The organism is Microbacterium marinilacus (genome assembly GCF_019753765.1).
GTDB lineage: Bacteria > Actinomycetota > Actinomycetes > Actinomycetales > Microbacteriaceae > Microbacterium > Microbacterium marinilacus.
The window spans coordinates 716513-729186 of sequence record NZ_JAIJZW010000001.1 but is presented as its reverse complement, the minus strand read 5'-3'; the positions used below and the strand labels follow the sequence as shown (position 1 = coordinate 729186).

The 12674-nt window shown below is 71.3% G+C and carries 11 protein-coding genes; 2 read left to right on the top strand and 9 right to left on the bottom strand.

What is annotated here, in order from left to right; genetic code table 11:
• Positions 1-6 precede the first annotated feature (6 nt).
• The gene (locus K5S26_RS03320; RefSeq protein WP_221855905.1) at positions 7-1260 is read right to left on the bottom strand and encodes a sugar ABC transporter substrate-binding protein; all 1254 of its coding nucleotides are present in this window, start codon (positions 1258-1260) and stop codon (positions 7-9) included.
• Positions 1261-1439: 179 nt separating this feature from the next.
• Here K5S26_RS03320 and K5S26_RS03315 point away from each other — a divergent pair, with 179 nt between their 5' ends.
• Together K5S26_RS03315 and K5S26_RS03310 are read left to right on the top strand one after the other, a co-directional pair.
• On the top strand, positions 1440-2423 hold the full coding sequence (locus K5S26_RS03315) for a LacI family DNA-binding transcriptional regulator (RefSeq protein WP_221855903.1): 984 nt from the start codon (positions 1440-1442) through the stop codon (positions 2421-2423).
• Between the two features lie 233 nt (positions 2424-2656).
• On the top strand, positions 2657-3997 hold the full coding sequence (locus K5S26_RS03310; RefSeq protein WP_221855901.1) for a DUF4190 domain-containing protein: 1341 nt from the start codon (positions 2657-2659) through the stop codon (positions 3995-3997).
• 24 nt (positions 3998-4021) lie between these two features.
• Here K5S26_RS03310 and K5S26_RS03305 read toward each other — a convergent pair whose 3' ends face one another.
• The 8 genes from K5S26_RS03305 to K5S26_RS03270 all read right to left on the bottom strand — a co-directional run bounded on the left by K5S26_RS03305 (position 4022) and on the right by K5S26_RS03270 (position 12619).
• On the bottom strand, positions 4022-4510 hold the full coding sequence (locus K5S26_RS03305) for a hypothetical protein (RefSeq protein ID WP_221855899.1): 489 nt from the start codon (positions 4508-4510) through the stop codon (positions 4022-4024).
• A gap of 113 nt (positions 4511-4623) precedes the next feature.
• Positions 4624-4974, bottom strand: a complete 351-nt coding sequence (locus K5S26_RS03300; protein WP_221855897.1) for a TraR/DksA family transcriptional regulator — start codon at positions 4972-4974, stop codon at positions 4624-4626.
• Positions 4975-5081: 107 nt separating this feature from the next.
• Positions 5082-6110: a ketol-acid reductoisomerase gene (gene ilvC / locus K5S26_RS03295; RefSeq protein ID WP_221855895.1), complete on the bottom strand. Its 1029-nt coding sequence runs from the start codon at positions 6108-6110 to the stop codon at positions 5082-5084.
• An 86-nt stretch (positions 6111-6196) separates the two neighbouring features.
• Positions 6197-6706, bottom strand: a complete 510-nt coding sequence (ilvN, locus tag K5S26_RS03290; RefSeq protein ID WP_221855893.1) for an acetolactate synthase small subunit — start codon at positions 6704-6706, stop codon at positions 6197-6199.
• Position 6707: 1 nt separating this feature from the next.
• Positions 6708-8543: an acetolactate synthase large subunit gene (locus K5S26_RS03285; RefSeq protein WP_221855891.1), complete on the bottom strand. Its 1836-nt coding sequence runs from the start codon at positions 8541-8543 to the stop codon at positions 6708-6710.
• Between the two features lie 86 nt (positions 8544-8629).
• The gene (ilvD, locus tag K5S26_RS03280; RefSeq protein WP_221855889.1) at positions 8630-10345 is read right to left on the bottom strand and encodes a dihydroxy-acid dehydratase; all 1716 of its coding nucleotides are present in this window, start codon (positions 10343-10345) and stop codon (positions 8630-8632) included.
• Between the two features lie 76 nt (positions 10346-10421).
• On the bottom strand, positions 10422-11201 hold the full coding sequence (gene otsB / locus K5S26_RS03275) for a trehalose-phosphatase (protein WP_308122736.1): 780 nt from the start codon (positions 11199-11201) through the stop codon (positions 10422-10424).
• Positions 11198-12619 (bottom strand): alpha,alpha-trehalose-phosphate synthase (UDP-forming), encoded by a 1422-nt coding sequence (locus K5S26_RS03270; RefSeq protein WP_221855887.1) that lies wholly within the window; start codon positions 12617-12619, stop codon positions 11198-11200. The genes otsB and K5S26_RS03270 overlap by 4 nt, the downstream gene beginning before the upstream one ends.
• Positions 12620-12674 lie beyond the last annotated feature (55 nt).

Genomic DNA, 12674 nt, shown 5'->3' with positions numbered 1-12674 from the left:
GGGACGTCATCCCAGGGCGGCTTCGAGGTTGCCCTGCACGGTCTGCAGGATCGCGGCGGGATCGCCGCCCCGCAGCCCCTCGAGCTGGGAGTTGAAGTCGGTGATCACATCGGCCGCACCGGCGATGTTCGGCGGGAACTGCGCGCTGTCCGCGCCCTCGAGGAACGCCGCGAGCTCGGGGTTCGCCGCCTGCCAGTCGGCGGCGGCCGACTGGATGGACGGCATGGGGCCGAACGCCTCCGAGAAGGCGAGCTGCTGCTCCGTGCTCGTCAGGTGCTCGACGAGGTCGAGCGCGGCGTCCTGGTTCGCGCTGTCGGCGGCCATGCCCCAGCAGTTCGTGAACTGCAGGGTGCCGGGGCCGCCGGGGCCCTCCGGAAGGGCTGCGACGGTGTACTCGACGTCGGGGAAGTCGTTCGTGAGCGCCCCGGTGATCCAGTTGCCCTCGATCACCATGGCCGCCGCTCCCGTGCCCAGCGCCTCGCCGCCCCATCCGGCACCGATGTCCGCCGCGAACGCGAACGAGCCGTCCTCGAGCCGATCCTTGACGTACTGAAGCGCCGTGACGTTCTCCTCGCTGTCGGCGATCGCCTCGCCGTCGCTCACGAGGCCGCCGCCCGCCTGCGCCATGAAGGCGCCGACCCGCTGGTACTCGGCCCCGAACGCGAGACCGACCCGGCCGTCCGTCGTGAGCTGCTGCGCGATCTCGGTCAGCTCGTCCCACGTCGTCGGGACGTCCTCGTCGGTCAGCCCCGCCTCCGACCACACGGTCGTGTCGATGACGAGGGCGAGCGTGGAGAAGTCCTTGGGCGCGCAGTAGAACTCCCCGTCGTACGTGAAGTTCTCGACCAGGGACGGATAGAAGTCGTCGCGGTTCTCGAGCCGGTCGCCGTAGGGGGCGAGCGATCCGTTCGCGGCGTACCCGGCCAGCGCCTCGGTCGCGAGGTAGAACAGGTCCGGCGGCGAGCCTGCCGCGAAGCCCTGCGAGAGCTGCTGCGGCAGGTCGTTGGCCACCTGGACGTTCGCCTCGATGCCGGACTCCGCCGACCAGGCGGCCACGGCGTCCTCGACCGCGCGTGTCTCGGCATCACCCGAGGATCCGATGAGGAGGTTGAGACCGGCGGTCGACGCCTCCCCGCCCGATCCGTCGCTCGGGGTCGCGCCGGTGTCGTCGAATCCCGATCCGCAACCGGCCGCCAGCAGGGCGGTGGAGGCCGCGACCGCCACGGTGCCGAGCACCCGCGATGTCTTGTGCCGTGCCATGAGTCTCTTCTCCTTTGATGAGGCCTGACGACGCGTCGACCCAAGGATTGGAACGTTCAAGTCGACCGTGCGCGTTCAGTGTATGAACGTTCCAACCGCGGTGTCAACGGTGCGTCGTCGACCCTTAAGATGAGTCGCACCGCCGGCCGCACGGGCCGCGCGCTCGGAGAGGGGCCGGAGTGGGCAGACTGCCGCGACTCGAGGACGTCGCCGCCGCCGCCGGGGTGTCGCGCCAGACGGTGTCGAACGTGATCAACTCGCCCGGCATCGTCCGGGACGACACCCGCGAGCGCGTCAGCCGCGCGATCGCTGACCTCGGCTACCGCCCGCACGCCGCGGCCCGCAGCCTGCGCACCCGGCGCAGCTCGACCATCGCCATCCATCTCGACCCGTACGCCGGCGGGATCTCCGGAGTCGTGCTCGACCGCTTCGTGCATGCGCTCACCGATCTCGCGGGCACCCGCGGCATGCGGGTGCTGCTCTACACCGCCCGCGGGCACGAGAACGAGATCGCCCGGCTGCGCGAGCTGCTGGACGGCGGCGAGGCCGACGCCGTCGTCATCACGGGCACCGTCCACGACGACCCGCGCACGCGCTGGCTGGCGGCCCGGCAGACGCCTTTCGTCGCCTTCGGACGGCCGTGGGGCGACGACGCCCGCCATTCCTGGGTCGACGTCGACGGTGCGGCAGGCACGCGCGAGGCGACGCGGTGGGCGCTGGCGAATGCCGGTGCGCACGTCGCGTTCCTCGGCTGGCCCGCGGGATCGGACACCGGCGACGACCGCGAGAGCGGCTGGCGCTCGGCGCTGGCGGCCGCCGACGGACTGCGCCTGGTGGCGGAGGAGAGCGTCGGCGACGCACGCGACGTGGTCGCCGGCGTCCTCGCCTCCGGCGACGACATCGACGCGCTCGTGTGCGCCAGCGACTCGCTCGCCGTGGGCGCCCACCTCGCCGCGGTGGCGGCCGGGCGCCCGGGGCTGCCGATCATCGGCTTCGACAACACGCCCGCCGCGGAGGCGATCGGTCTGAGCAGCGTCGAGCAGCTCCCGGAGAAGGTGGCCTCGGCGGCGCTGGACCTGCTGTTGAGCCCCTCGGATGCCTCCTCGCCCGACGGCGGCGAGTCGCGCCACGTCCTCGTCGAGCCCCAGCTCGTCCTGCGCTGACGCCGGACCGTGGCGGCTCGGAGCGCCGCAAGAACCGCCTCCGCGTGAGGATCGTCGGGTCGCGGTGAGGGCACTCCTCCCCGCGTCATGGCGCGCTTCCGCGCTATCGTTCTCGCAGGACCGCTCGGGCGACCGGTCGTTCACGACTCGCCCGGCGCTCCTTCCGTCCGTCCGCACCACGCCCTGCGACGCGCCGCCAACACGGAGCGCGGGCACCGAACCGAGGAGTTCCCATGTCTCTTCCTCCCCACGACGGCGACGGCACGCCGCCGCCCCCGCCTGCCCCGGACGGATCGGGACAGCCGCCGCTGCCGCCGGAGCCGCCGCTGACCGGCCAGGCGCCCGCGGACGACGACACCCCGGAGTTCGCGCCGCCCACCGCACAGGTCCCGCCGAGCGAGCCGGCCCCGGATCTGCCGGCTCCGCCCGCCCCCGAGTACAGCGTGCCCCCGGCGCCGGAGTACACGGTGCCGCCCGCACCGGAGTTCGCCCCGCCGCCGGCCCCCGACTTCGCCGCCCCGCAGACCGGAGACCCCGCGCAGGCCTCGTTCCCCGGCGCCTCGCCCGAGGGCTATCCCGCCGCCGCTCCCCTGCCGCCGTACGCGGCGACGCCGCAGGACCCCGGCACGCAGCAGGGGTACCCGGGCGGCCCCGCTTCGCCGTACGGCAGCGCTCCCTATGGCGGAGCGCCCTACGGCGGTTCCCCTTACGGCGGCGCACCCTACGGCGGCGCCCCCTCCGGTCCGCCGTCTCCCGGCAAGGGCCTCGCGATCACCGCGCTCGTGCTCGGCATCGTCGGCATGCTCGGCATCGTCGTCGCCCTCATCCCCTTCTTCGGCTTCATCGCCCTGCTGGTGCCGCTCGCGGCGATCGTGGTCGGCCTCATCGCGCTCGTGCGCAAGAGGCCCGGCAAGGGCCTCGCGATCACGGGCACCGTGCTCGGCGGCGTGGCTCTGATCCTGTGCGCTCTGACCACGACCCTCACCACATCCGCGGTCGTCCGTTTCGCGGAGGACTCCGGCAGCATCATGCAGGAGATCTGCGACGACGCCGGCCTGACGGAGGCCGAGTGCGAGGAGATGCAGCAGCCCGGGGGCGTGCCGTCCGACGAGGGCTCCGAGCCGGAAGGCTCGGGCGACGCGCCCGTCACCTCGACCGGCCAGCTCGCCGCGGACGCCATCGTCGTGGGCGAGGCGTTCGAGGTCGAGCTGGACGGCGCGGTCGTGGCCGTCACGATCGACAGCGTGGACACCACCACCGAGGCGCTCCCGGGCGACCCGATGGGCGGCGACGGCGAGTACCTCGTGCTGGACACGACGTGGGAGGTCACGTCGGGCTCCCTGGCGACGCTCGAGGGCTACTACAACACCACCCTGCTGTACGGCGAGTACGGGATGCCCGCCATGCCGGTGATCTTCTTCGACGACGCGCTCGCTGCGGAGGACGTGCAGGCGGGCGACGTCGTCGCCGGCCTGATCGCCTACGACATCTCCGATGCCGACGCGCCGTTCGTCCTGACGATCAACGACGAGGCGCTCGACGACGTCTTCGCCGGCGAGGTCCCGCTCCCCTGACGGACGTTCGCGGAGGGGCCCGTCTCACCACGCGCCCGCATGGTCGTCCGCGGCGAGCACGCGAAGGCCGTCGTCGTGCAGCACGAACTGCGCGCGCAGTCGCGGGGCGTCGCCCTGCAGCCCCTTCGCCATCGCCGACGCCCAGGACAGCTCCTCCGCCCGGAACGCCTCGCCGCCCTCGCGCTCCCACACCAGCACCGCCTGACCGCAGCCGGCCGCCTCGGCGATCGTTCGGATGCGCTCGGAGAGCAGCGCGGCCGCCGTCACCGGCCCCAGGTCCTCCACGACCCCGGGCTCGCTCGGGTCTCGCGGGTAGTCGCTCAGCGGCATCACGACGTCGCTCAGCCGTGCGGCGTCGTCGAGGAACATCAGCCACACCTGGCGACGGACCGCTCCGGCGAGCATCAGTCCGATCAGCTCATGCAGGCGCGCGTCGTCGAGCGGCTCGTCGCGGAGCCGGGCGATGCGACGCTCTGCCGCCTTTCGGTGAGGGGGCGTGTCGTACGGGTCCATGCGGAGAGCCTGCCTTCCGCGACGGCGCGACGGCGGAGCGGCGCCGGTGCCGTGGAGCGATCAGCGGTCTCGCCGACGCTGTGGACGACAGGCGAACGCCGGTGGCCGGACGGTCAGGACGCGCACCGCACGCACCGCGTCGCCGTCGGACGCGCGCGCAGGCGCGCCTCCGGGATCGGGGCGCCGCAGGTCTCGCACGTGCCGTGCCGCCCGTCGTCGAGACGTGCGAGCGCCGCATCGATCTCGTCCAGCTCACGTCGCGCGGCGTCGCTGAGACCGGCGAGCCGGGACCATTCGCCCGAGAGCGTCGCCCCCTCGGGGTCGTGCTCGTCGTCGGCCGCGGCGTCGCCGCGCGCGGTCGCGACGCCGGAGAGGTCCTCGGCGCGCGCCGCGATCCTCCGCTCGGCGTCGCGCCGGGCGCCCCACAGCAGCAACCGGAACTCGTCACCGCGTGCCGTCGACATGCCCCCAGGCTACGTGGGCGGGAACGGAAGCGGCCCCCGCACCTGCTGGGTGCGGGGGCCTTGTTCCGGCTCGGATAGAGCGGTCTGTGTCGCGGAGATCAGCGAGGTCAGCGAGCGGCCGAGCCCTCCACGTAGTCGTCGTCGGAGTTCTTCCACGAGAACAGGGCGCGCAGCTCCTTGCCGGTCGCCTCGATCGGGTGACCCTGCTCCTTCTCGCGAAGGGCCAGGAACTCCGCGGCGCCGTTGTCCTGGTCGTCGATGAAGCGCTTGGCGAACGCGCCCGACTGGATGTCCGCGAGGACCTCCTTCATGCGCTCCTTCGTGCCGGCGTCGATGACGCGGGGGCCCGAGACGTAGTCGCCGAACTCGGCGGTGTCCGAGATCGACCAGCGCTGCTTGGCGATGCCGCCCTCCCACATCAGGTCGACGATGAGCTTGAGCTCGTGCAGTACCTCGAAGTAGGCGATCTGGGGCTGGTAGCCCGCCTCGGTGAGCACCTCGAAGCCGGTCTGCACGAGGTGGCTCATGCCGCCGCAGAGCACGGCCTGCTCGCCGAACAGGTCGGTCTCGGTCTCCTCGGTGAAGGTCGTCTTGATGACGCCGGCGCGGGTGCCGCCGATCGCCTTCGCGTACGAGAGCGCGACGTCCCAGGCCTGGCCGGACGCGTCGCGCTCCACCGCGATGATGTCGGGGATGCCGCGGCCGGCGACGAACTCGCGGCGCACGGTGTGACCGGGCGCCTTCGGCGCGACGAGGATCACGTCGACGCCGTCGGGGGCGTCGATGTAGCCGAAGCGGATGTTGAAGCCGTGCGCGAAGGCGAGCGTCTTGCCCTCGGCCAGGTTCGGGGCGATCGACTCCGAGTAGATGCCGCGCTGGTGCTGGTCGGGCGCGAGGATCATGATGAGGTCGGCCCAGGCCGTGGCGTCGGCGACGTTCTTGACCTCGAAGCCCTCCTCCTGCGCCTTCGCGGTCGACTTCGAGCCGTCCTTGAGCGCGATGACGACCTCGACGCCCGAGTCGCGCAGGTTCTGGGCGTGCGCGTGGCCCTGCGAGCCGTATCCGACGATCGCGACCTTCTTGCCCTGGATGAGCGACAGGTCGGCGTCGGCGTCGTAGAAGATCTCGGTGCTCACGGTGGTGGTTCTCCTTGGGTTGGGGATCTGGGATGTGTGCCGGTGTCCCGACGCGGGCGTTGCGCCCTCGCGAGACGTGTCGGGGATCAGCCGCGCAGGACGCGCTCGGTGATGGACTTCGATCCGCGGCCGAGGGCGAGCAGACCGGACTGCGACAGCTCGCGGATACCGAACGGCTCGACCGCGCGCAGGAACGCGTCGACCTTGCCCTTGTCGCCGGTGATCTCGAGGACCAGCGAGTCGGGCGCGTAGTCGACGACGTTGGCCCGGAACAGGTTCACGACCTCGAGGACGTTCGATCGGGACGCGTTGTCGGCGCGCACCTTCACGAGCATGTGCTCGCGCTGCACGCTCGACGACGGGTCGAGCTCGACGATCTTGATGACGTTGACCAGCTTGTTGAGCTGCTTGGTGACCTGCTCGAGAGGGAGCTCATCGACGTCGACCACCACGGTGATCCGGGACAGTCCCGGCACCTCGGTGACGCCCACGGCGAGCGACTCGATGTTGAAGCCGCGGCGGGCGAACAGCCCCGCCACGCGGGTCAGCAGACCCGGCTTGTCCTCCACGAGGAGGCTCAGCACGTGCGTCGTCATGTCAGTCCTCCTCGCTGAACGCCGGCGCGTGGTCGCGTGCGTACTGGACATAGCTGTTGCTCACGCCCTGCGGGACCATGGGCCACACCATCGCGTCGGCGCTCACCACGAAGTCGATCACCACGGGACGGTCGTTCGTCTCGAGCGCGAGGGCGATGGCCGCGTCGATCTCCTCCTCTTTCTCCACGCGGATCGCGAGGCAGCCGTAGGCCTCGGCGAGCTTCACGAAGTCGGGGATGCGGATCGAGTTGTGCCCGGTGTTGAGATCGGTGTTCGAGTAGCGGCCGTCGTAGAACAGCGTCTGCCACTGCCGCACCATGCCGAGCGAGGAGTTGTTGATGATCGCGACCTTGATCGGGATGTCGTTGATGACGCAGGTCGCGAGCTCCTGGTTCGTCATCTGGAAGCATCCGTCGCCGTCGATCGCCCACACCACGCGGTCGGGCTGGGAGACCTTGGCCCCCATGGCGGCGGGCACGGAGTAGCCCATGGTGCCCGCGCCGCCGGAGTTGAGCCAGGAGTTCGGGCGCTCGTACCTGATGAACTGGGCGGACCACATCTGGTGCTGGCCGACGCCCGCCACGTACACGGCCTCGGGGCCCGTCAGCTCTCCGATCCGCTGGATCACGTGCTGCGGCGCGAGCAGCCCGTCGCTGGTCGGCGCGTAACCGAGCGGGTACTGCTCCTGCAGGCCCTTCAGGTACGCCCACCACTCGTCGATGTCGGCACGATCGCCCGCGCCCGCGAGCGCGGCCTCGAGGTCGACGAGCACGTCCTTCAGGTCGCCGACGATCGGCACGTCTGCGGTGCGGATCTTCGAGATCTCCGCGGGATCGATGTCGACGTGCACCACCTTGGCGTGCGGGGCGAAGAGCGCCGCCTTGCCGGTGACGCGGTCGTCGAAGCGCGCGCCGAGCGCGACGATGAGGTCGGCCTCCTGCAGCGCGAGCACGGCGGGCACCGAACCGTGCATGCCCGGCATGCCGAGGTGCTGGACGTGAGAGTCCGGGAACGCCCCGCGGGCCATCAGCGTGGTGACGACGGGGGCGTTGCTGGACTCCGCCAGGACCTTCAGCTCGTCGGACGCGTGGGCGCGGATCACTCCGCCGCCGACGTAGAGCACGGGACGCTGTGCGCGGGCGAGGAGCGACGCCGCGGCCTGGATCTGCTTGCCGTGCGCCTTCGTGACCGGGCGGTAGCCGGGCAGGTCCACCTTGGGCGGCCACACGAACGGGGCCTCGTTCTGCTGGGCGTCCTTCGTGATGTCGACCAGCACCGGGCCGGGGCGGCCGGTGGAGGCGATCTCGAAGGCGGCGGCGATGGCGGCCGGGATCTCGGCGGCGTCCTTCACGAGGAACGAGTGCTTGGTGATCGGCATCGTGATGCCCACGATGTCGGCCTCCTGGAAAGCGTCGGTCCCCATCAGGGTCGAGAAGACCTGCCCGGTGATCGCCACGAGCGGCACGGAGTCCATGTACGCGTCGGCGATCGCCGTCACGAGGTTCGTCGCCCCCGGCCCGGAGGTCGCGATGGCGACGCCGACCTTGCCGCTCGCCGAGGCATAGCCCTCGGCGGCGTGTCCGGCGCCCTGCTCGTGCCGCACCAGGATGTGGCGCAGCTTCGTGGCGGACATCAGCGGGTCGTACACCGGCAGGATCGCGCCGCCGGGCAGCCCGAAGACGTCCGTGACGCCGAGCAGCTCGAGCGAGCGGACGACCGCCTCGGCCCCGGTCAGCACCGGAGCGGCTGAGGCGGACGAGCGGGATGCGGGCGGTCGCGGGACCGCCTTCGACGCATCCGGCGTCGCGGTGGGGAACGTCGCGGGATCGGAGGGCATGGTGATGCTTCCTTGAGTCGAGTCGAGTCGAGGGATGTCCGCGGCACAGGGCGACGTCTGCGGCCCCGGGCCGCTGAAGTCGGGACTTAGCCGGTGGTCGCGCCCTCCGCAGCGGAGCGCACGAGTCGCGAGTACTTCGCCAGGACGCCTCGGGTGTAGCGCGGGGGCAGGGGCTCCCAGCCGTTGCGGCGGGATTCGAGCTCAGCGTCGTCGACGAGTATGTCGAGCGAGCGAGCCGCGATATCGACCCTGATCAGATCACCATCGCGCACCAGGGCGATCGGACCTCCGTCCACCGCCTCGGGTGCAACATGGCCGATGCACAGTCCGGTTGTGCCGCCTGAGAATCGACCGTCCGTCAAGAGTAGTACATCTTTGCCGAGCCCCGCGCCCTTGATGGCCGCCGTGATCGCGAGCATCTCACGCATCCCCGGGCCTCCCTTGGGGCCCTCGTAGCGGATGACGACCACGTCTCCCGCGTCGATCTTCCCCTCGGCGAGGGCGTCCATCGCGGCGCGCTCCCGCTCGAAGACGCGCGCGGGGCCCTCGAACACGTCCGCGTCGAACCCGGCCGACTTCACCACCGCGCCCTCCGGCGCCAGCGAGCCGTGGAGGATCGTGATGCCGCCGGACGCGTGGATCGGGTTGTCGAAGGTGTGGATGACCTCGCCGTCGATCGGGTCGGGATCGAGGTCGGCCAGGTTCTCGGCCAGCGTCTTGCCGGTCACCGTGAGGGCGTCGCCGTGCAGCAGTCCCTCGTCGAGCATGGCCTTCATGATCACCGGGATGCCGCCGTGACGGTCGACGTCGTTCATCACGTACTTGCCGAACGGCTTCATGTCGGCCACGTGCGGCGTCTTGTCGCCGATGCGGTTGAAGTCGTGCAGCGTGAGGTCGATGCCGGCCTCGCGCGCGATGGCGAGGAGGTGGAGGACGACGTTGGTCGATCCGCCGAGCGCCATCGCCAGCGCGATCGCGTTCTCGAACGCCTCCTTCGTCAGGATGTCCTTCGTCGTGATGCCCTGGCGCAGCAGGTTGACGACGGCCTCGCCCGACCGGTGCGCGAAGTAGTCGCGGCGCCGGTCGGCGGACGGCGGGGCCGCGGAGCCCGGAAGGCTCAGCCCGAGCGCCTCGGCGACCGAGGCCATGGTGTTGGCGGTGTACATGCCGCCGCACGCGCCCTCGCCGGGGGCGAAGGCGCACTCGATGCGCTTGAGGTCCTCCTCGCTCATCAGGCCAGCGCGGCACGCGCCCACGCCCTCGAACGAGTCGATGATCGTGATGTCCTTCTCGGTGCCGTCCGACAGCTTGACCCAGCCGGGCGCGATCGAGCCGGCGTAGAGGAAGACGCTGGACAGGCCCAGCCGCGCGCTCGCCATCAGCATGCCCGGGATCGACTTGTCGCAGCCGGCCAGCAGCACCGTGCCGTCCAGTCGCTCGGCCATGATCACGGTCTCGACGCTGTCGGCGATGACCTCTCGGGACACCAGAGAGAAGTGCATGCCCTCGTGCCCCATCGAGATGCCGTCGGAGACGGAGATGGTGCCGAACTGCAGCGGATACCCGCCGCCGGAGTGGACGCCTTCCTTCGCCCCCTGGGCGAGGCGGTCGAGGCTCAGGTTGCAGGGGGTGATCTCGTTCCAGCTGGACGCGATGCCGATCTGCGGCTTGTCCCAGTCGGCGTCGCCCATGCCGACGGCCCGGAGCATGCCTCGCGAGGTGGTCGCCTCGATGCCGTCCGTGACGACGCGGCTGCGGGGCTTGATGTCGGGCGTTTCGGACGGTGTTGCGAGGTCGACCATGTTCGGAAGTCTATGCCCGCCGCGAAGGGTGCTTCGTCCGCCTCGCAAAGCGCCCCGCCGGCGCTCGCGGATCGGCTCAGGATGCTCGCGCGTCGGCCAGAGCGGTGAGCAACTCGGCGAGCTCGAGAGGGCCGCTCACGCGCACACTGGCGGCCGTCTCCCCGTCGCCCACACGCACGCCGAGGTCGCCCTCGCGCAGGCTGCGCAGCGCGTCCTCATCGGTCACGTCGTCGCCGGCGAACAGCACCGCCGTCGCCGCCGTCTCGTCCCGCAGACGCGCGACGCCGGCGTCCTTGCCCTCGTGGCGCCAGGTGTACTCCGCGATGTCCTTGCCCGTGCGCCTGCGCCACTCCGGCGCACGCTCGGCCACCATCGCGTCGACGCCCGACCGCGCCCGCGCGCCGTCGTCCGGCGAGGCGAGCCTCGTGTGCAACGCGAACCCGTACGCCTTGGGCTCGACCCACGCTCCGTCGATGCCCTCCACCGACCGCTGTGCCTCCTCGACGAGCGCCGCGGCCGATACCTCTTCGCCGGCGGCGGCCTGGTCCGGGACGGGCTGCGCGACGGCCGCGGGCCGCCAGTGCTCGACGCCGTGCGACCCCGTGAGCCAGATCGGCGATCGGTCGTCGTGGGCCGCGATCACCCGCAGATCGGCGAGCTGACGGCCGGAGACGAACGCGACCGTCGTGTCCGGGAGCTCCGCGAGCCGCGCCACCGCGGCGGCCGTCTCAGGCAGAGCCCGCACCGCCATCGGCTCGTCCCCGAGCGGCGCCATCGTGCCGTCGAAGTCGAGAGCCACCAGAAGCCGCTCGGTCTTCGCGACGGAGCGCACGACCTCCGCCCACTGCGCGGTCACGCGCGGGCCTTCCGCACCTTGTCGATGTCGCTGAGGAAGTCGTGCGACCAGTCCTCGACGTCGTGGTCGAGCACGCGCCGGCGCAGGGCCCTCATGCGCCGGGACTGCTCGCCCGGCGACATGTCGACAGCGCGCAGGATGAGGTCCTTCATGCCGTCGATGTCATGCGGGTTCACCAGCAGCGCGCTCGTCAGCTCGTCGGCCGCGCCCGCGAACTCGCTCAGCAGCAGCACTCCGCTGTGGTCGATGCGCGAGGCCACGTACTCCTTGGCCACCAGGTTCATGCCGTCTCGAAGCGCCGTCACCAGCATGACGTCGGCCGCCAGGTACAGCGCGACCATCTCCTCACGCGGGAACCCCTGGTGCAGGTACCGGATCGCCGTGTGGTGCATCGTGTCGTAGTCGCCGTTGATGCGCCCGACGGTCAGCTCGATCTCGTCGCGCAGCTCGGCGTAGGCGTCCACGCGCTGGCGCGACGGGCTGGCCACCTGCACGAGCGTCGCACCGCCCACCTTCAGCCTGCCGTCCTGCAGGAGCTCGCCGAACGCCTTCAGACGGTGCCGGATGCCCTTGGTGTAGTCGAGCCGGTCGACCCCCAGCAGGATCGTCTGGGGATCGCCGAGCTGCTGCCGGATCTCGACGGCGCGCGCCTGCACCTTCGGGTCCTGGGCGAGGTCGATGTACGACTGCGCGTCGATGGAGATCGGATAGGCCTTCGCGACGGCGATCCGCGACTCGCCGCCCTCCTCGGCAGAGGGCACGACGATCTCGCTCGAGCGCGTGGTGTGGTGGAGCACGCGCCGCACCGACCGCTGGAAGTTGCCGGCGTCGGCCTGACGCTGGAAGCCGATGACGTCGGCGCCCAGGAGCCCCTCGAGCACCTGTCGACGCCAGGGCAGCTGCGAGTACAGCCCGTATGCGGGGAACGGAATGTGATGGAAGTAGCCGATGGTGACGTCCGGCCGGAGCTCGCGAAGCAGCTTCGGGACGAGCTGCAGCTGATAGTCCTGCACCCATACGACGCCGCCAGGCTCGACCGCGTCGGCCGCCGCCTGCGCGAAGCGCCGGTTCACCTGCACGTACGACTCCCACCAGGAGCGGCGGTAGACCGGAGCGGCGATGACGTCGTGGTAGAGCGGCCAGATCGTGCCGTTGGCGAAGCCCTCGTAGTACGACTCGATCTCGGCGCCGCTGAGCGGCACCGGCACCAGTCGCGCCCCCTCGAAGTCGAACGGCGCGATGTCGAGATCGGGCTGACCGCCCCATCCCACCCAGGCACGGTCCGGCTTGCGCATCACCGGCTCGAGGGCGGTGACGAGTCCGCCCGGGGAACGCCGCCAGCTCTCCTGCCCGTCGGGGCTCACCACGCGATCCACGGGCAGACGATTGGCGACGACGACGAGATCCGCGCGAGACATGACGCTCCTCCTTGGGGCTTCGGCCACAGTATCAGCGCGCACCTCGCGGGACCGG

Bases quoted from the DNA above. Each gene is read 5' to 3' on its own strand.
- K5S26_RS03320 (WP_221855905.1), bottom strand. From the start codon at position 1,260: ATGGCACGGCACAAGACATCGCGGGTGCTCGGCACCGTGGCGGTCGCG.
- K5S26_RS03310 (WP_221855901.1), top strand. From the start codon at position 2,657: ATGTCTCTTCCTCCCCACGACGGCGACGGCACGCCGCCGCCCCCGCCT.
- K5S26_RS03305 (WP_221855899.1), bottom strand. From the start codon at position 4,510: ATGGACCCGTACGACACGCCCCCTCACCGAAAGGCGGCAGAGCGTCGC.
- K5S26_RS03300 (WP_221855897.1), bottom strand. From the start codon at position 4,974: ATGTCGACGGCACGCGGTGACGAGTTCCGGTTGCTGCTGTGGGGCGCC.
- ilvN (WP_221855893.1), bottom strand. From the start codon at position 6,706: ATGACGACGCACGTGCTGAGCCTCCTCGTGGAGGACAAGCCGGGTCTG.
- K5S26_RS03285 (WP_221855891.1), bottom strand. From the start codon at position 8,543: ATGCCCTCCGATCCCGCGACGTTCCCCACCGCGACGCCGGATGCGTCG.
- ilvD (WP_221855889.1), bottom strand. From the start codon at position 10,345: ATGGTCGACCTCGCAACACCGTCCGAAACGCCCGACATCAAGCCCCGC.
- K5S26_RS03270 (WP_221855887.1), bottom strand. From the start codon at position 12,619: ATGTCTCGCGCGGATCTCGTCGTCGTCGCCAATCGTCTGCCCGTGGAT.